This window comes from Metapseudomonas cellulosilytica (assembly GCF_049334135.1).
Classification (GTDB): Bacteria; Pseudomonadota; Gammaproteobacteria; order Pseudomonadales; family Pseudomonadaceae; genus Metapseudomonas.
Window position 1 is genome coordinate 67,461 of the sequence record NZ_JBHZGN010000006.1, and the last position, 17,256, is coordinate 84,716.

18 protein-coding genes are annotated in these 17,256 nt (G+C 66.0%); all 18 read left to right on the forward strand.

Features of this window, described 5'->3' with window-relative positions; all coding sequences use genetic code 11:
• Window positions 1-46: 46 nt before the first annotated feature.
• Window positions 47-568 carry a flagellar basal body-associated protein FliL gene (gene fliL, locus ACFW0H_RS09465; protein WP_422913645.1) on the forward strand — a complete coding sequence of 174 codons (522 nt, stop codon included), beginning with the start codon at window positions 47-49 and terminating at the stop codon, window positions 566-568.
• A gap of 13 nt (window positions 569-581) precedes the next feature.
• The gene (gene fliM / locus ACFW0H_RS09470) at window positions 582-1,553 is read left to right on the forward strand and encodes a flagellar motor switch protein FliM (RefSeq protein WP_422913646.1); all 972 of its coding nucleotides are present in this window, start codon (window positions 582-584) and stop codon (window positions 1,551-1,553) included.
• 42 nt (window positions 1,554-1,595) lie between these two features.
• Complete coding sequence (gene fliN / locus ACFW0H_RS09475) at window positions 1,596-2,063, forward strand: flagellar motor switch protein FliN (RefSeq protein WP_422913647.1); 468 nt, start codon at window positions 1,596-1,598, stop codon at window positions 2,061-2,063.
• A gap of 3 nt (window positions 2,064-2,066) precedes the next feature.
• A complete protein-coding gene (gene fliO, locus ACFW0H_RS09480; protein ID WP_422913648.1) occupies window positions 2,067-2,504 on the forward strand; it encodes a flagellar biosynthetic protein FliO in 438 nt (145 codons plus the stop codon).
• Complete coding sequence (gene fliP, locus ACFW0H_RS09485; RefSeq protein ID WP_422913649.1) at window positions 2,504-3,253, forward strand: flagellar type III secretion system pore protein FliP; 750 nt, start codon at window positions 2,504-2,506, stop codon at window positions 3,251-3,253. The genes fliO and fliP overlap by 1 nt, the downstream gene beginning before the upstream one ends.
• Before the next feature lie 2 nt (window positions 3,254-3,255).
• Complete coding sequence (gene fliQ, locus ACFW0H_RS09490; protein WP_377693433.1) at window positions 3,256-3,525, forward strand: flagellar biosynthesis protein FliQ; 270 nt, start codon at window positions 3,256-3,258, stop codon at window positions 3,523-3,525.
• A 2-nt stretch (window positions 3,526-3,527) separates the two neighbouring features.
• The gene (gene fliR, locus ACFW0H_RS09495; RefSeq protein WP_422913650.1) at window positions 3,528-4,304 is read left to right on the forward strand and encodes a flagellar biosynthetic protein FliR; all 777 of its coding nucleotides are present in this window, start codon (window positions 3,528-3,530) and stop codon (window positions 4,302-4,304) included.
• Window positions 4,305-4,367: 63 nt separating this feature from the next.
• Entirely contained in the window at window positions 4,368-5,504 is a 1,137-nt protein-coding gene (gene flhB, locus ACFW0H_RS09500; protein WP_422913651.1) for a flagellar biosynthesis protein FlhB, read from the forward strand.
• 271 nt (window positions 5,505-5,775) lie between these two features.
• Window positions 5,776-7,899: a flagellar biosynthesis protein FlhA gene (gene flhA / locus ACFW0H_RS09505; protein WP_422913652.1), complete on the forward strand. Its 2,124-nt coding sequence runs from the start codon at window positions 5,776-5,778 to the stop codon at window positions 7,897-7,899.
• A gap of 15 nt (window positions 7,900-7,914) precedes the next feature.
• A complete protein-coding gene (gene flhF / locus ACFW0H_RS09510) occupies window positions 7,915-9,264 on the forward strand; it encodes a flagellar biosynthesis protein FlhF (protein ID WP_422913653.1) in 1,350 nt (449 codons plus the stop codon).
• A 78-nt stretch (window positions 9,265-9,342) separates the two neighbouring features.
• On the forward strand, window positions 9,343-10,176 hold the full coding sequence (gene fleN / locus ACFW0H_RS09515) for a flagellar synthesis regulator FleN (RefSeq protein ID WP_422913654.1): 834 nt from the start codon (window positions 9,343-9,345) through the stop codon (window positions 10,174-10,176).
• The gene (gene fliA / locus ACFW0H_RS09520; RefSeq protein ID WP_422913655.1) at window positions 10,173-10,919 is read left to right on the forward strand and encodes an RNA polymerase sigma factor FliA; all 747 of its coding nucleotides are present in this window, start codon (window positions 10,173-10,175) and stop codon (window positions 10,917-10,919) included. The genes fleN and fliA overlap by 4 nt, the downstream gene beginning before the upstream one ends.
• Before the next feature lie 83 nt (window positions 10,920-11,002).
• Complete coding sequence (locus tag ACFW0H_RS09525; protein ID WP_422913656.1) at window positions 11,003-11,377, forward strand: chemotaxis response regulator CheY; 375 nt, start codon at window positions 11,003-11,005, stop codon at window positions 11,375-11,377.
• Between the two features lie 19 nt (window positions 11,378-11,396).
• Window positions 11,397-12,185: a protein phosphatase CheZ gene (locus tag ACFW0H_RS09530; RefSeq protein ID WP_422913657.1), complete on the forward strand. Its 789-nt coding sequence runs from the start codon at window positions 11,397-11,399 to the stop codon at window positions 12,183-12,185.
• 11 nt (window positions 12,186-12,196) lie between these two features.
• Window positions 12,197-14,413, forward strand: coding sequence for a chemotaxis protein CheA (locus tag ACFW0H_RS09535; RefSeq protein WP_422913658.1), 2,217 nt, complete (start codon window positions 12,197-12,199; stop codon window positions 14,411-14,413).
• A 43-nt stretch (window positions 14,414-14,456) separates the two neighbouring features.
• A complete protein-coding gene (locus ACFW0H_RS09540; protein ID WP_422913659.1) occupies window positions 14,457-15,554 on the forward strand; it encodes a protein-glutamate methylesterase/protein-glutamine glutaminase in 1,098 nt (365 codons plus the stop codon).
• Between the two features lie 16 nt (window positions 15,555-15,570).
• Window positions 15,571-16,311, forward strand: a complete 741-nt coding sequence (locus ACFW0H_RS09545; RefSeq protein ID WP_422913660.1) for a flagellar motor protein — start codon at window positions 15,571-15,573, stop codon at window positions 16,309-16,311.
• Window positions 16,312-16,321: 10 nt separating this feature from the next.
• Window positions 16,322-17,209: a flagellar motor protein MotD gene (gene motD, locus ACFW0H_RS09550; protein ID WP_422913661.1), complete on the forward strand. Its 888-nt coding sequence runs from the start codon at window positions 16,322-16,324 to the stop codon at window positions 17,207-17,209.
• The last annotated feature ends 47 nt before the right edge of the window (window positions 17,210-17,256 follow it).

Consider the following 17,256-nt stretch of genomic DNA (forward strand, 5'->3'; position numbering starts at 1 on the left):
CCCATGGAAACGCGGGCGGATCCCCGCGAAGCGACGGATTATTGGCATGGCGAAGAAACAAGCGAAGGCCTCAGCGGAGGGCGGAGCGCTGGCTGCCGGCAAGGGCAAGCTGAAGCTGATCGTGTTGGCGGTGGTGGCCTTGCTGCTGGCCATTGCCCTGTCGGTGGGCGCCACCTGGTTCTTCCTCAGCCGTGGCGACAAGTCGGCAGAGTCCGCCAAGGAAGAGGCCGCCGCCGCGCCCGCCAGGCAGTCGGCCGTCTACGAAGACCTCGCGCCGGCCTTCGTCGTCAACTTCAACCAGAACGGCCGCCAGCGCTACATGCAGGTCAGCCTGTCGCTGATGGCGCGCGACGAGGCCCAGCTGGAAGCCCTCAAGGTGCACATGCCGATGCTGCGCAACAAGCTGGTCATGCTCTTCTCCAGCCAGAGCTTCGATGCCCTGGTGACCCCGGTGGGCAAGGAAATGCTGCGCCAGCAGGCCACCGCCACGGTGCAGGAACTGGCCAAGCAGGAGACCGGCGCCCTGACCGTCGAGCAAGTGCTGTTCACCAACTTCGTATTGCAGTAGGCAAGGTACGACCATGGCTGTTCAAGACCTGCTGTCCCAGGACGAGATCGATGCGCTGCTCCACGGTGTCGACGATGGCCTTGTGGAAACCGAAGCCGATGCCGAGCCCGGCGGCATCAAGAGCTATGACCTGACCAGCCAGGACCGCATCGTCCGGGGACGCATGCCGACCCTGGAAATGATCAACGAGCGCTTCGCCCGCTACACCCGCATCAGCATGTTCAACCTGCTGCGTCGCTCGGCCGACGTGGCGGTGGGCGGGGTGCAGGTGATGAAGTTCGGTGAATACGTGCATTCGCTCTACGTGCCCACCAGCCTCAACCTGGTGAAGATGAAGCCGCTGCGCGGCACTTCGCTGTTCATCCTCGACGCCAAGCTGGTGTTCAAGCTGGTGGACAACTTCTTCGGCGGCGATGGCCGCCACGCGAAGATCGAGGGCCGTGAGTTCACGCCCACCGAGCTGCGGGTGGTGCGCATGGTCCTGGACCAGGCGTTCGTCGACCTGGCCGAAGCCTGGAGCGCGGTGCTGGACGTGAACTTCGAGTACATCAACTCGGAAGTGAACCCGGCCCTGGCCAATATCGTCAGCCCCAGCGAGGTGGTGGTGGTGTCCACCTTCCACATCGAGCTGGACGGCGGCGGCGGCGACCTGCACATCACCATGCCCTATTCGATGATCGAGCCGATCCGCGAGATGCTCGACGCCGGCTTCCAGTCCGATGTCGACGACCAGGACGAGCGCTGGATCAAGGCCCTGCGCGAAGACATCCTCGACGTCAGCGTACCGGTGGCCGCCACCGTGGTGCGTCGCCAGCTCAAGCTGCGGGACATCCTGCACATGCAGCCTGGCGATGTGATCCCGGTGGAAATGCCCGAGCACATGATCATGCGCGCCAACGGCGTGCCGGCCTTCAAGGCCAAGCTGGGATCGCACAAGGGCAACCTGTCCCTGCAGATCCTCGAGCCGATCGAGCGCCAGCGCTGATTGCGCCCCCTCCACGAATCCTGAGCCAGCCGAGGTCAACCGATGGCAAACGACATGGACACCCCCACCCCCGAAGAGCAGGCCCTGGCCGATGAATGGGCCGCGGCCCTGGCCGAGGCCGGCGATGCCAGCCAGGACGACATCGACGCGCTGATGAACCAGGGGGGCGCCGCGCCCGGCTCGCCGCGCGCGCCCATGGAAGAATTCGGCAGTTCGCCCCGGCCCAGCAGCGGCCTGGTGAGCCTGGACGGCCCGAACCTGGATGTGATCCTCGACATCCCGGTGTCCATTTCCATGGAAGTGGGCAACACCGACATCACCATCCGCAACCTGCTGCAGCTCAACCAGGGCTCGGTGATCGAGCTCGACCGCCTGGCCGGCGAGCCGCTGGATGTGCTGGTCAACGGCACCCTGATCGCCCATGGCGAAGTGGTGGTGGTCAACGAGAAGTTCGGCATCCGGCTGACCGACGTGATCAGCCCGAGCGAACGCATCAAGAAGCTGCGCTGAGACATGCTCCGTCCTTTCACTGCGGGGTTGCTCCTGCTGCCCCTCGGCGGCGTTGCCGCCGAATCCGTCACCAGCGTCCCGGCTGCGACCGCCGCTGCACAGGCCGGCAGCGGCATGGCCGCGCAACTGGGCCAGCTCGCCGTCGGCCTGTTGCTGGTGGTGGGCCTGATCTTCCTGCTCGCCTGGCTGCTGCGCCGGGTGCAGCAGCTCGGGCCGCGCGGCGGCCAGGTGATCCAGCTGGTGGCCAGCCAGGCGCTGGGCCCGCGCGACCGTCTGGTGCTGGTGCAGGTGGGCGGGGAACAGATATTGCTGGGCATCAGCGCCGGGCGCATCACGCCATTGCATGTGCTGAAGGACCCCGTTCAACCGGCCGACGCGCAAGCCGCCAGCCCGGAATTCGCCCAACGCCTGATGGAACTGCTCGGCAAGGACAAGCATTGATGCAACGCCTCTTCATCGCGCTGCTGCTGGCGCTGGCCGCGCCGCTCGCCCTCGGCGCCGACAATCCGCTGTCGATACCGGCAATCACCCTCTCCACCAATCCCGACGGGCAGCAGGAATACTCGGTCAGCCTGCAGATCCTGCTGATCATGACGGCGCTGAGCTTCATCCCGGCGTTCGTCATGCTGATGACCAGCTTCACCCGGATCATCATCGTCTTCTCCATCCTGCGCCAGGCGCTGGGCCTGCAGCAGACGCCATCGAACCAGATCCTCATCGGTCTGGCGCTGTTCCTGACGATGTTCATCATGGCGCCGGTGTTCGACCAGGTGAACCGCGATGCCCTGCAGCCCTATCTCAACGAGCAGATGTCGGCCCAGGACGCGCTGGCCAGGGCCGAGGTGCCGATCAAGGGCTTCATGCTGGCGCAGACCCGCTCCAGCGACCTGGAACTCTTCATGCGCCTGTCCAAGCGCACCGATATCCCCAGCCCGGACGCCGCGCCCCTGACCATCCTGGTGCCGGCCTTCGTCACCTCCGAGCTGAAGACCGCCTTCCAGATCGGCTTCATGATCTTCATCCCCTTCCTGATCATCGACCTGGTGGTGGCCAGCGTGCTGATGGCGATGGGCATGATGATGCTCTCGCCGCTGATCATTTCCCTGCCGTTCAAGATCATGCTGTTCGTCCTGGTGGATGGCTGGGCGCTGATCATCGGGACGCTGGCCGGAAGCTTCGGAGGCGTCTAGCGATGACACCCGAGATTGCCGTCGACCTGTTCCGTGAAGCGCTCTGGCTCACCTGCCTGATCGTCGGCATCCTGGTGGTGCCGAGCCTGGTGGTGGGCCTGATCGTCGCCATGTTCCAGGCCGCCACCCAGATCAACGAACAGACCCTGAGCTTCCTGCCGCGTCTCATCGTGATGCTGCTCACCCTGATCTGGGCCGGCCCCTGGCTGACCCGCCAACTGATGGAGTACATCCAGACGCTCTATCAGAACATCCCGCTGCTGATCGGCTGACCATGCTCGAACTCAGCGATGCGCAGATCGGTGGCTGGGTCGGCAGTTTCCTGCTGCCGCTGTTCCGCATTGCCGCGTTGTTGATGACCATGCCGGTGATCGGCACCCAGCTGGTGCCGGTGCGGGTGCGCCTGTACCTGGCGCTGGCCATCGCCATCGTGCTGGTGCCGACCCTGCCGCCGATGCCGCAGGTGGACGCCATCAACCTGCGCAGCCTCCTGCTGGTGGGCGAGCAGGTGCTGGTGGGGGCCTTGCTCGGCTTCGTGCTGCAGCTGTTCTTCCATGCCTTCGTGGTGGCCGGGCAGATCATCTCCATGCAGATGGGCCTGGGCTTCGCTTCCATGGTCGACCCCACCAACGGCGTCTCGGTGCCGGTGCTCGGGCAGTTCTACCTGATGCTGGTGACCCTGCTGTTCCTCGCCATGAACGGCCACCTGGTGGTGTTCGAGGTGCTCGCCGAAAGCTTCGTCACCCTGCCGGTGGGTGGCGGATTGCTGACGGCGCAGTACTGGGAAGTGGCCGGCAAGCTCGGCTGGGTGATGGGCGCCGGGCTGCTGCTGTCGCTGCCGGCGATCACCGCGCTGCTGGTGGTCAACCTGGCCTTCGGCGTGATGACCCGCGCCGCGCCGCAGCTGAACATCTTCTCCATCGGTTTCCCGCTGACCCTGGCCCTGGGCCTGGTGATCGTCTGGATCGGCATGGCCGATATCCTCGCCCAGTACCAGGTGCTGGCCAGTGATGCCCTGCAGTTGCTGCGCGAGCTGGCGAGGGCGCGATGAACAACCTTTTGACGATCTCCCGGCTGCTGGAAAACGCAGTCCAGGCAACGCAGGTAGTTTTCCATGGCGGAAAGTGAAAGCGGGGCGGACAAGAGCGAGGAGCCCACAAGTAAACGGCTGCAGGAGGCCCGCGAGAAAGGGCAGGTCGCCCGTTCCCGCGAGCTCAATACCCTCGCCGTGACCCTGGCCGGGGCCGGCGGCGTGCTGGCCAGCGGTGGCGGCGTCGCGGACATGCTGATGCGGCTGATGCAGTCCAACTTCGAGCTGTCGCGGGCCGTGCTGATGGATGAGCGGAGCATGGGCATCTGGCTGCTGGCCTCGGGCAAGATGGCCCTGGAGGCCCTGCTGCCGCTGCTGGTCACCTTGCTGGTGGTGTCCATCGCCGGGCCGATCTCCCTCGGTGGCTGGCTGTTTTCCAGCGAAGCGCTGATGCCCAAGTTCAGCCGGATGAACCCGCTGTCGGGGCTCAAGCGGATGTTCTCGATGCATGCCCTGGCCGAACTGCTCAAGGCCCTGGCCAAGTTCGCGGTGATCCTGCTGGTGGCCCTGGCGGTGCTCGCCTCCGACCGCGACGACCTCCTGGCCATCGCCCACGAGCCGCTGGACATGGCCATCCTGCACAGCGTCCAGGTGGTGGGCTGGAGTGCGGTCTGGCTGGCTTGCGGCCTGATCCTGATCGCCGCCGTCGACGTGCCTTTCCAGCTCTGGGACAACAAGCAGAAGCTGATGATGACCAAGCAGGAGGTGCGCGACGAGTACAAGGACACCGAGGGCAAGCCCGAGGTGAAGTCGCGCATCCGCCGCCTGCAGCGGGAAATGGCCGAGCGCCGCATGATGGCCTCCGTGCCCCAGGCCGATGTGGTCATCACCAACCCGACCCACTTCGCCGTGGCGCTGAAGTACGACGCCGAGAAGGGCGGCGCGCCGCTGTTGCTGGCCAAGGGCAGCGACTTCACCGCGCTGAAGATCCGCGAGATCGCCCAGGAGAGCCAGGTGACGGTGCTGGAGTCGCCAGCCCTGGCGCGGGCGGTGTACTACTCCACCGAACTGGACCAGGAAATCCCCGCCGGCCTCTACCTGGCGGTGGCCCAGGTGCTGGCCTACATCTACCAGTTCAAGCAGTTCCGCGCCGGCCGCGGCAAACGCCCGGCGCCGCTGAACGACCTGCCGATTCCGGCGGATTTGCGGCGCGACGCGTGATCCCAGGGGCGCAGGGAATGCTCTCCTTGTAGGGGCGAATTCATTCGCCAAGGGCGGCGAAGCTGCCCCCATCGAGGCCGTGGGGCAGACCTGCGGTCTGCTTGGCGAATGAATTCGCCCCTACAGGGTCTTTCGCCCCGGACAAACTCCCGGAAATCAACCCCTTGGCCAAGTTGGAAGGCTTCTTGCACAAGCGGGCTGACGCCGTGTTCAGGCGTCAAAAGATTGGATGCGCGGATGGCCATTCCGCGAAAGGGGTAGGGGAGCACCAGTGGATCGTACGCAACTGATCGGCAATGTCCGCGACAACCTGATGGGCATGGGGCGTGGCAACCTCGGGGTGCCGCTGCTGGTGCTGGTCATGCTGGGCATGATGACGCTGCCGGTGCCGCCGTTCCTGCTGGACGTGTTCTTCACCTTCAACATCGCCCTGTCGATCGTCGTGTTGCTGGTCTGCGTGTACGCCATGCGTCCGCTGGACTTCGCCGTCTTCCCCACCATCCTGCTGGTGGCGACCCTGCTGCGCCTGGCGCTGAACGTGGCCTCCACCCGGGTGGTGCTGCTCCACGGCCAGGACGGCCACGACGCCGCCGGCAAGGTGATCCAGGCATTCGGCGACGTGGTGGTGGGCGGCAACTACGTGGTCGGCATCGTGGTCTTCGCGATCCTGATGATCATCAACTTCGTGGTGGTCACCAAGGGCGCCGGGCGCATCTCCGAGGTGAGCGCGCGCTTCACCCTGGACGCCATGCCTGGCAAGCAGATGGCTATCGACGCCGATCTCAATGCCGGCCTGATCGACCAGGCCGAAGCCAAGAAGCGCCGTACCGAGGTGTCCCAGGAGGCCGACTTCTACGGCTCCATGGACGGTGCCAGCAAGTTCGTCCGCGGCGATGCCATCGCCGGCCTGCTGATCCTCTTCATCAACCTGATCGGCGGCATGGCCATCGGCATGTTGCAGCACGACATGAGCTTTGCCGACGCCGGCCGCATCTACTCCCTGCTGACCATCGGCGACGGCCTGGTGGCGCAGATCCCCTCGCTGCTGCTGTCCACCGCCGCGGCCATCATGGTCACCCGGGTGTCCACCTCCGAAGACATGGGGCAGCAGGTCAACCGCCAGATGTTCGCCTCGCCCAAGGCGCTGGCGGTCTCCGCCGCGATCCTCATCGCCATGGGCCTGGTGCCGGGCATGCCGCACGTGTCCTTCGTCGGTCTGGGCCTGATCGCCGCCGGCGGTGCCTGGTGGATCTGGCAGAAGCAGAAGAAGGCCAAGGACGAGGCGGTGCAGGAAGAGAAGCGCCAGCAGGAGCTGCTGCCTGCCCAGCGCGCCCAGGAAACCAAGGAGCTGGGCTGGGACGACGTCACCCCGGTGGACCTGGTGGGGCTGGAAGTGGGCTATCGCCTGATCCCGCTGGTGGACCGCAACCAGGGCGGCCAACTGCTGGCGCGGATCAAGGGCGTGCGCAAGAAGCTGTCCCAGGAGATGGGCTTCCTCATGCCTTCCGTGCACATCCGTGACAACCTCGACCTGTTGCCCAATGCCTATCGCCTGACCCTGATGGGGGTGAGCGTGGCCGAGGCGGAGGTCTACCCGGACCGCGAACTGGCGATCAACCCCGGCCAGGTGTTCGGCACCCTCAACGGGGTGGCCGCCAAGGATCCGGCGTTCGGCCTGGAAGCGGTCTGGATCGACGCCAGCCAGCGCGACCAGGCCCAGTCCCTCGGCTACACGGTGGTGGATGCCAGTACCGTGGTCGCCACCCACCTCAACCAGGTCCTGCACAAGCACGCCCACGAGCTGCTCGGCCACGAGGAAGTCCAGCAGCTCATGCAGCTGCTGGCCAAGAGCTCGCCGCGCCTGGCCGAGGAGCTGGTGCCGGGCATGGTCTCGCTGTCCACCCTGCTCAGGGTTCTCCAGGCGCTGCTGCAGGAGCAGGTGCCGGTGCGCGACATCCGCACCATTGCCGAAGCCATCGCCAACCTGGCGCCCAAGAGTCAAGATCCCGCCGCGCTGGTGGCGGCGGTCCGTGTGGCGCTGGCCCGCGCCATCGTGCAAAGCATTGTGGGACTAGAGCCGGAGCTGCCTGTGATCACCCTGGAGCCCAGGTTGGAACAGATATTGCTCAATAGCATGCAGAAGGCCGGACAGGGTTCGGATGATGGCGTTCTCCTCGAACCCGGCATGGCCGAGAAGCTGCAACGTTCCCTGGTGGAGGCGGCGCAGCGCCAGGAAATGCTCGGCAAGCAGGCGATCCTGCTGGTGGCCGGGCCGATCCGGGCGATGATGTCGCGCTTCGCAAGGCTCGCCGTGCCGACCATGCACGTACTGGCCTACCAGGAAATACCGGACAACAAGCAGGTCACCATAGTCGCGACTGTGGGGCAGAACTAACCGAGGTCAAGGGCCATGCAGGTCAAACGCTTCTTCGCCGCCGATATGCGTCAAGCCATGAAGCTGGTGCGTGATGAACTGGGCGCGGATGCCGCCATCATCGGCACCCGCCGGGTGGCAGGCGGTGTCGAGCTGACCGCCGCGCTGGACTACCCGCTGCCGGCCCCGGCGCCGAGCAAACCCAACCCGGCCCTCGAATCCGAGCTGCGCAAGACCCAGGCGCGCATCGCCGAAGCCCAGGCCGAGCTGACCACCCGCGCCCAGGCAGATGCCGGCAAGGACCGTCAATTGTTCGCCGGTGAGCCGCTGACCGCCATCGAGTCGGAACTGCCGGAGTCCGCCCTGGCCGCCGCCCTGAGCCGCCCGCGTCCGGTCGCCCGCCCGGTGGAGCCGGTCAGCGCGCCGCGGCCCGCCCATGTGGACCAGGCTGCCCTCGATGCCATGCGTTTCGAGCTGAGCGGCCTGCGTGAACTGATCGAAGTGCAGCTGGGTTCCATCGCCTGGGGCCAGATGCAGAGCCGCCGTCCGCAGCAGGCCAGCCTCTGGCGCCGCCTGCAGCGCATGGGGCTGCCGGCCGACCTCGGCCGCGCCCTGCTGGACAAGGTGGCCAGCGTCGGCGAGCCGCGCCAGGCCTGGCGCATGCTGCTGGCGCACTTGGCCCAAGCCATCCGCACGCCCGCGCAGGAACCGCTGGAAGAGGGCGGGGTGATCGCCCTGGTCGGCCCGGCCGGCATGGGCAAGACCACCACCCTGGCCAAGCTGGCCGCCCGCTACGTGCTCAAATACGGCGCCCAGAGCGTCGCCCTGGTGAGCATGGACAGCTTCCGCATCGGCGCCCAGGAACAGCTCAAGACCCTCGGCCGCATCCTCAATGTGCCGGTGACCCTGGTGGACCCGGGCCAGTCCCTGACCCAGGCGCTTGCGCCACTGGCGCGCAAGCGCGTGGTACTGGTCGACACCGCCGGCCTGCCGGCCAATGATCCGGCCCTGGCCATGCAGCTCGAAGCCCTGGCCAGCCGGACCATCAATGCGAAGAATTACCTGGTGATGGCCGCCACCAGCCAGAGCCAGGTGCTCAAGGCGGCCTATCACAGTTACAAGCGTTGCGGCCTGGTCGGCTGCATCATTACCAAGGCGGACGAAGCGGCCAGCCTGGGCGAGGTTCTGGGGCTGGCTATCGGCCAGCATCTCCCGGTAGCCTATCTGGCCGACGGGCCGCGAATTCCGGATGATCTGCAAGTTCCCCGCAGCCACCAGCTGGTAAGCCGTGCGGTCAGCCTCCAGGCGCCGGAAGACCCGAGCGAGGACGCCATGGCCGAGCTGTTCGCCGGTCTCTACCAGAATCCGGCGCGTCGCGCGGGTTGATGAATTCATTGCGCCGCCCTGGATTGGGCGGCACCAGACAGCCAAGTGGCCCAGTCGATCTGAGACAAGGTATTTGAAATGGGAAGTATGCATCCCGTACAGGTGATCGCGGTGACCGGCGGCAAGGGTGGCGTCGGCAAGACCAATGTGTCGGTGAATCTTTCCCTGGCGCTGGCCGATCTCGGTCGCCGCGTCATGTTGCTGGACGCCGACCTGGGACTCGCCAACGTCGATGTCCTGCTCGGCCTCACCGCCAAACGCACCCTGGCCGATGTGATCAATGGCGAATGCGACCTGCGCGACGTGCTGTTGCAGGGGCCGGGGGGCATCCGCATCGTCCCGGCCGCTTCCGGCACCCAGAGCATGGTGCAGCTTTCGCCCATGCAGCACGCCGGCCTGATCCAGGCATTCAGCGAGATCAGCGACAACCTCGATGTGCTGGTGATCGACACCGCCGCCGGCATCGGCGATTCGGTGGTCAGCTTCGTCCGCGCGGCCCAGGAAGTGATAGTGGTGGTCTGCGACGAGCCGACCTCCATCACCGACGCCTACGCGTTGATCAAGCTGCTGAACCGCGACTACGGCATGAGCCGCTTCCGCGTCCTGGCCAACATGGCCCACAGCCCCCAGGAAGGACGCAACCTCTTCGCCAAGCTGACCAAGGTCACCGACCGCTTCCTCGACGTCGCGCTGCAATACGTTGGCGCCGTGCCCTACGACGAGTCGGTGCGCAAGGCGGTGCAGAAGCAGCGTGCGGTGTATGAAGCCTTCCCGCGCTCGAAGTGCTCGCTGGCCTTCAAGGCCATCGCGCAGAAGGTCGACAGCTGGCCGCTGCCGGCCAATCCGCGGGGCCACCTGGAGTTCTTCGTCGAGCGGCTGGTCAAGCAGCCGTCCGCGGAAAACCCCGTATGACACCCGCATCCGGACTGCGCATGTACGGCAAGGCTCAGGCAAGGGACTCGCAGCATCAGCTGATCGAGCGCTATGCCCCCCTGGTCAAGCGCATCGCCTACCACTTGCTGGCGCGTCTGCCGGCCAGCGTGCAGGTGGAAGACCTGATGCAGTCCGGGATGATCGGCTTGCTCGAAGCCTCGAAGAAATACGACGGCGGCAAGGGCGCCAGCTTCGAAACCTATGCCGGCATCCGCATCCGCGGCGCCATGCTCGACGAGGTGCGCAAGGGCGACTGGGCACCGCGTTCGGTGCACCGCAACACCCGCATGGTGAGCGATGCGATCCGCGTCATCGAAGCGCGTACCGGTCGCGACGCTAAAGATCAGGAGGTTGCTGCCGAACTTGGATTGAGTCTCGAAGACTACTACGGCATCCTGAGCGACACCTTGGGCAGCCGCCTGTTCAGCTTCGACGACCTGTTGCAGGACGGCGAGCATGGCGGGGTGCACGAGGACGCCGGAGTCACCCAACTTTCGCCCTCCAACGAGCTGGAAGAAGAGCGCTTCCAGGCCGCGCTGGCCGACGCCATCGCGAACCTGCCGGAGCGCGAGCGCCTGGTGCTGGCGCTGTACTACGACGAAGAATTGAACCTGAAGGAAATCGGTGAAGTGCTGGGGGTCAGCGAATCGCGAGTCAGCCAATTGCATAGCCAGTGCGCCGCACGCCTGCGTGCGCGGCTCGGCGAATGGCGCGCGCGCTGAATGGCACACCGCTTCCAGATTTGAACGGCGCACCCGGCAAGAGGGGCGTTTGAGACTGTACGGAGGTCGACTTGGACAAGAATATGAAAATCCTCATCGTTGACGATTTCTCGACGATGAGACGCATCATCAAGAACCTCTTGCGCGACTTGGGTTTCACCAATACCGCCGAAGCCGACGACGGCACCACGGCGCTGCCGATGCTGCACAGCGGCAATTTCGACTTCCTCGTGACCGACTGGAACATGCCCGGCATGACCGGGATCGACCTGCTGCGCACCGTCCGTGCCGACGAGCGCCTGAAGCACCTGCCGGTCCTGATGGTGACCGCCGAAGCCAAGCGCGACCAGATCATCGAGGCGGCCCAGGCCGGTGTGAACGGCTATGTGGTCAAGCCTTTCACTGCCCAGGTGCTGAAAGAAAAAATCGAGAAGATCTTCGAGCGGGTCAACGGCTGATGCCAGCCGCGAGGGCACCATGGAGCAGAACGAAACCCTGCTGGGAGACTTCGAGTCGACCCTGAAAGTCCGTGCGCGGGAACTGGTGGAAAGCCTGGAAAGAGGCAACTTCACCGACGCCGTGCAACTCATCCACGAACTCAATCACGTCCGTGATCGCGGCCTCTACCAGGAAGTCGGCAAGCTCACACGCGAACTGCATAACGCCATCGTCAATTTCCAGATCGACCCGCACCTGCCCCACGCCCAGGAAATGTCGCAGATCGCCGACGCGACCGACCGCCTGGGCTATGTGGTGCAGATGACCGAGAAGGCCGCCAACCGCACCATGGACCTGGTGGAAGAGAGCGCGCCCTTGCTGGGCGGGCTGGGCGACGAGGCCCGGCAGCTGGGCGAGGAGTGGGGCCGCTTCATGCGCCGGGAAATCGGCGCGGACGGTTTCCGCGAGCTGGCCCGGCGCATCGAGCAGTTCCTCGCGCGCAGCCAGCGCGACAGCGATACGTTGTCCGCCAGGCTCAACGACATCCTGCTGGCCCAGGACTACCAGGACCTCACCGGCCAGGTGATCAAGCGCGTGACCCAACTGGTCACCGAGGTGGAGAGCAACCTGGTCAAGCTGGTGCTGATGGCCAGCCAGGTGGATCGCTACGCCGGCATCGAGCACGACCACGCCCTGCTGCGCGCCGAGCTGGAACAACAAAAAAATCCTTCCAGGGGTGAAGGTCCGCAGATCCATGCCGATAAACGGGAAGACGTGGTGTCCGGCCAGGACGACGTCGACGATCTGCTATCCAGCCTTGGTTTCTAGGGAGCGCTCAAATGAGCTTCGACGCCGATGAAGAAATCCTCCAGGACTTCCTGGTAGAGGCCGGCGAGATTCTGGAGCAACTGTCCGAGCAGCTGGTCGAGCTGGAAAGCCGCCCGGACGACATGGACCTGCTCAACGCGATCTTCCGTGGTTTCCATACCGTGAAAGGCGGTGCCGGCTTCCTCCAGCTCAATGCCCTGGTGGAGTGCTGCCACATCGCCGAGAACGTCTTCGACATCCTGCGCAAGGGCGAACGCCGCGTGGATGCCGAGCTGATGGACGTGGTGCTGCAGGCCCTGGACACGGTCAACGAGATGTTCAGCGAGGTGCGTGAGCGGAGCGAACCGACACCCGCCACCCCCGCGCTGCTGGCCGCGTTGTCGCGCCTGGCTGAGCCGGGCGGCAGCGAGCCCGCGGCTGCCATCGCCGTGGTGCCGGCAGCGCCGCAAGCCACCGCGGACATCACCGACAGCGAGTTCGAGCAACTGCTGGAGGCCCTGGGCGACAACGTCGGCGGCAGCGCCGAGCCCACTGCCGTGGCGGCCGATGAAATCACCGACGACGAGTTCGAAGCGCTCCTCGACCAGCTCCACGGCAAGGGCAAGTTCGCCGGTGCCGTGGAGCCGGCAACCGCGGTCGCCGCCCATGCATCGACTACTGCCCATGCATCGACCGCCGCCCTGGCGACTGCCGGTGCGGGCGACGAGATCAGCGACGACGAGTTCGAGGACCTGCTCGACCAATTGCACGGCAAGGGCAAGTTCGGTGGTGCCGTGGAAGCGACCGCTGCGCCGGTGGCACCTGCCGCACCTGTCGCGCCAGCGGCCGGCAGCGGCGACAACATCACCGACGACGAATTCGAAGCGCTCCTCGATCAACTGCACGGCAAGGGCAAGTTCATCGGCGCCACCGAAGAACCGGTCGCCGTAGCCGCACCGGCTGCCAGCCGCCCGGCTCCGGTCGCTGCGCCCAAGCCCGCCGCCAAGGCCGAGCCGGCGCCGCGCCAGGCCGCCGCGCCGGCCTCGGGCAATGCTGCCGCCGGCCCCGCCGTGGCCAACGAAACGGAAACCACGGTACGGGTGGATACCGCGCGCCTGGACGAGATCATGAACATGGTCGGCGAACTGGTGCTGGTGCGTAACCGCCTGGTGCGCCTGGGCGCCAACAGCGGCGACGAGGCCATGGCCAAGGCGGTGTCCAACCTCGATGTGGTCACCGCGGACCTGCAGACGGCCGTGATGAAGACCCGCATGCAGCCGATCAAGAAGGTCTTCGGCCGCTTCCCGCGCCTGGTCCGCGACCTGGCGCGCAACCTGAAGAAGGAAATCAACCTCGAGCTGGTGGGCGAGGAGACCGACCTGGACAAGAACCTGGTCGAGGCCCTGGCCGACCCGCTGGTGCACCTGGTGCGCAACGCCGTCGACCACGGTATCGAATCCCCCGAGGAGCGCGAGGCCGCCGGCAAGCCGCGCACCGGCCGGGTGGTGCTCTCCGCCGAACAGGAAGGCGACCACATCCTGCTGATGATCACCGACGACGGCAAGGGCATGGACGCGGCCGTGCTGCGCGCCAAGGCGGTGGAGAAAGGGCTGCTGGACAGGGACGCCGCCGAGCGCCTCACCGAACTGGAGTGCTACAACCTGATCTTCGCCCCGGGCTTCTCGACCAAGACCGAGATTTCCGACGTGTCCGGCCGCGGCGTCGGCATGGACGTGGTGAAGACCAAGATCTCCCAGCTCAACGGCACGGTGAACGTGTACTCGCAGAAGGGCGCGGGCTCGAAGATCGTCATCAAGGTCCCGCTGACCCTGGCGATCATGCCGACTCTGATGGTGATGCTGGGCAACCAGGCGTTCGCCTTCCCGCTGGTCAACGTCAACGAGATCTTCCACCTCGACCTGTCGCGCACCAACGTGGTGGATGGCCAGGAGGTGGTGATCGTCCGCGACAAGGCGCTGCCGCTGTTCTACCTCAAGCGCTGGCTGGTGCGTGACGCTGCGGTGGAGGAGCAGGGCGAGGGGCACGTGGTGATCCTCTCCGTGGGCACCCAGCGCATCGGCTTCGTGGTCGACCAGCTGGTGGGCCAGGAGGAGGTGGTGATCAAGCCCCTGGGCAAGATGCTCCAGGGCACGCCGGGCATGTCCGGCGCCACCATCACCGGCGACGGCCGTATCGCGTTGATCCTCGACGTGCCGAGCATGCTCAAGCATTACGCGCGCCGTGGCTGATCCGGGCGGCCGGGAATGGCCGCCCGCAAGGAGTTTCATTCATATGGCAGTCAAGGTTCTGGTGGTGGACGATTCCGGGTTCTTCCGCCGCCGTGTCTCGGAAATCCTTTCTTCCGACCCCAATATCCAGGTGGTGGGCACCGCCACCAATGGCCGCGAGGCCATCGACCAGGCGCTGGCGCTCAAGCCGGACGTCATCACCATGGACTACGAGATGCCGATGATGGACGGCATCACCGCGGTGCGGCACATCATGCAGCGCTGCCCGACCCCGGTGCTGATGTTCTCCTCGCTCACCCACGAGGGCGCCCGCGTCACCCTCGACGCCCTGGATGCAGGCGCGGTGGATTTCCTGCCGAAGAACTTCGAGGACATTTCGCGTACCCCCGAGAAGGTCAAGCAGCTGCTCTGCGAGAAAGTCCACAGCATCGCCCGCAGCAACCGCCGCTACAGCAGTTTCGGCGCCTCGCCGCAGCCGTCGCCCGCCGCCAGCCTACCGGCGCGGCCGGCAGCGCTGCCGGCGCAGCCGGGCCACACTGCAGCGGCGGCCCCGGCAAGTTCGGCCGCCCCAAAGCGTAAGGCCTACCGGCTGGTGGCCATCGGCACCTCCACCGGTGGGCCGGTCGCCCTGCAACGTGTGCTCACCCAGTTGCCGGCCAACTTCCCGGCGCCGCTAGTGCTGGTCCAGCACATGCCGGCAGCCTTCACCAAGGCCTTCGCCGAGCGCCTGGACAAGCTCTGCCGGATTACCGTCAAGGAAGCCGAGGATGGCGACCAGCTCCGTCCGGGCCTGGCCCTGCTGGCGCCAGGCGGTAAGCAGATGATGGTCGACCCGCGCGGCGTGGTGCGCATCCTGCCGGGCGACGAGCGCCTGAACTACAAGCCCTGCGTCGACATCACCTTCGGCTCGGCGGCCAAGTCCTATAACGACAAGGTCCTGGCGGTGGTGCTCACCGGCATGGGCGCCGATGGCCGCGAAGGCGCGCGCCTGCTCAAGCAGGGCGGCAGCCAGATCTGGGCCCAGGACGAAGCCAGCTGCGTGATCTACGGCATGCCCATGGCGGTGGTGAAGGCCAACCTGGCCGACGCCGTCTACGGCCTGGACGATATCGGCCGGCACCTGGTCGAGGCGTGCATGTGATGGAGAACACCCGGTAATGGATGTACTGAGCCTCATCGGGGTAATCCTGGCCCTCGTCGCCATCATCGGCGGCAACTACCTCGAAGGCGGCCACGCCGCGGCCCTGCTCAACGGGCCGGCGGCGCTCATCGTCCTGGGCGGCACCCTGGGCGCGGTCTTCCTGCAGACGCCCGTGAGCGTGTTCAAGCGTGCACTGGGCATCATCCGCTGGATCCTCTTCCCGCCGCAGGTCGATTTGCCCGGAGGCATCGACCGCGTGGTGAGCTGGAGCATGACCGCGCGCAAGGAAGGACTGCTCGGGTTGGAATCGGTCGCCGACAGCGAGCCCGATCCCTTCGCCCGCAAGGGCCTGCAACTGCTGGTGGACGGCGCGGAGCCCGAGTCCATCCGCAGCATCCTCGAAGTCGACCTGTTCACCCAGGAGGGGCGCGATCTTTCGGCCGCCAAGGTATTCGAGAGCATGGGCGGCTATGCGCCCACCATCGGTATCCTCGGCGCCGTCATGGGGCTGATCCATGTCATGGGCAACCTGGCCGACCCCGGCCAGCTCGGCGGCGGCATCGCCGTCGCCTTCGTCGCCACCATCTACGGCGTGGGTTTTGCCAACCTGCTGCTGTTGCCCATCGGCAACAAGCTCAAATCCATCGCCATACGCCAGTCCCGCTACCGCGAGATGCTGCTGGAGGGCATCCTCTCCATCGCCGAGGGCGAGAACCCGCGCTCCATCGAACTGAAGCTGCAAGGCTTCATGGACTGAGGGAGCGGCCATGGCGCGCAGGCGGCATCACGAGGAACAGGAGAATCACGAACGCTGGCTGGTGTCCTACGCGGACTTCATCACCCTGCTGTTCGCCTTCTTCGTGGTGATGTACTCCATCTCCTCGATCAACGAGGGCAAATACAAGATCCTCTCCGAATCCCTGGTGGGTGTGTTCAACCAGCCGGACCGCTCGGTCCAGCCGATTCCCGTCGGCGAGGAGAGGCCGCGCACCAGCGAGCCGGACCGCGCCCTGGTGGAAGAGAGCGAGCGCAGCCAGACGGCCATCGACGATCCGGGCGCCGACCCGCTGCAGGACATTGCCCAGAGCGTGCGCGAGGCATTCGGGGAGCTGATCGACTCGCAGCAGCTGAACGTGCGCGGCAACGAACTCTGGGTGGAGATCGAGATGAACTCCAGCCTGTTGTTCCCCAGCGGCGATGCCATCCCCAACGACGCCGCCTTCGGCCTGATCGAGAAGGTTGCCGGGATTCTGGCACCCTACGACAACCCCGTGCATGTCGAAGGCTTCACCGACAACCTGCCCATCGCCACCTCGAAGTTTCCTTCCAACTGGGAGCTTTCCACGGCGCGCGCGGCGAGCATCGTGCGCATGCTGGCCATGCAAGGCGTGGCGCCCCGGCGCCTGGCCGCGGTGGGCTATGGCGAGTTCCAGCCAGTGGCGGACAACGCCACCGCAGAAGGCCGCGCACGCAACCGCCGCGTGGTGCTGGTGATCTCCCGGAATCTGGATGTGCGCCGTGCCGTGAGTGGTGTCGGCAGCGCCCATGCCCGGCCCGATGCCGCATTGCGGAGGGCTGGCACGCAACCTGCACCGGCAGTATCGGCACAGGCCCCTGGATCGGGTGCCGTCAATTCCCCGTCGCCTGCCCAGTAGGGCGGGTGGATAGTCTCGGCGCATTAGCGCAGCCGGGAGGATGAAAG

Coding starts and splice junctions, on each gene's coding strand:
- fliL (WP_422913645.1), top strand. CDS start 47: ATGGCGAAGAAACAAGCGAAGGCCTCAGCGGAGGGCGGAGCGCTGGCT.
- fliN (WP_422913647.1), top strand. CDS start 1,596: ATGGCAAACGACATGGACACCCCCACCCCCGAAGAGCAGGCCCTGGCC.
- ACFW0H_RS09535 (WP_422913658.1), top strand. CDS start 12,197: ATGAGCTTCGACGCCGATGAAGAAATCCTCCAGGACTTCCTGGTAGAG.
- fliM (WP_422913646.1), top strand. CDS start 582: ATGGCTGTTCAAGACCTGCTGTCCCAGGACGAGATCGATGCGCTGCTC.
- ACFW0H_RS09545 (WP_422913660.1), top strand. CDS start 15,571: ATGGATGTACTGAGCCTCATCGGGGTAATCCTGGCCCTCGTCGCCATC.
- ACFW0H_RS09540 (WP_422913659.1), top strand. CDS start 14,457: ATGGCAGTCAAGGTTCTGGTGGTGGACGATTCCGGGTTCTTCCGCCGC.
- fliR (WP_422913650.1), top strand. CDS start 3,528: ATGCTCGAACTCAGCGATGCGCAGATCGGTGGCTGGGTCGGCAGTTTC.
- flhF (WP_422913653.1), top strand. CDS start 7,915: ATGCAGGTCAAACGCTTCTTCGCCGCCGATATGCGTCAAGCCATGAAG.
- fliP (WP_422913649.1), top strand. CDS start 2,504: ATGCAACGCCTCTTCATCGCGCTGCTGCTGGCGCTGGCCGCGCCGCTC.
- flhB (WP_422913651.1), top strand. CDS start 4,368: ATGGCGGAAAGTGAAAGCGGGGCGGACAAGAGCGAGGAGCCCACAAGT.
- fliO (WP_422913648.1), top strand. CDS start 2,067: ATGCTCCGTCCTTTCACTGCGGGGTTGCTCCTGCTGCCCCTCGGCGGC.
- fliQ (WP_377693433.1), top strand. CDS start 3,256: ATGACACCCGAGATTGCCGTCGACCTGTTCCGTGAAGCGCTCTGGCTC.
- fliA (WP_422913655.1), top strand. CDS start 10,173: ATGACACCCGCATCCGGACTGCGCATGTACGGCAAGGCTCAGGCAAGG.
- ACFW0H_RS09530 (WP_422913657.1), top strand. CDS start 11,397: ATGGAGCAGAACGAAACCCTGCTGGGAGACTTCGAGTCGACCCTGAAA.
- ACFW0H_RS09525 (WP_422913656.1), top strand. CDS start 11,003: ATGAAAATCCTCATCGTTGACGATTTCTCGACGATGAGACGCATCATC.
- fleN (WP_422913654.1), top strand. CDS start 9,343: ATGGGAAGTATGCATCCCGTACAGGTGATCGCGGTGACCGGCGGCAAG.
- motD (WP_422913661.1), top strand. CDS start 16,322: ATGGCGCGCAGGCGGCATCACGAGGAACAGGAGAATCACGAACGCTGG.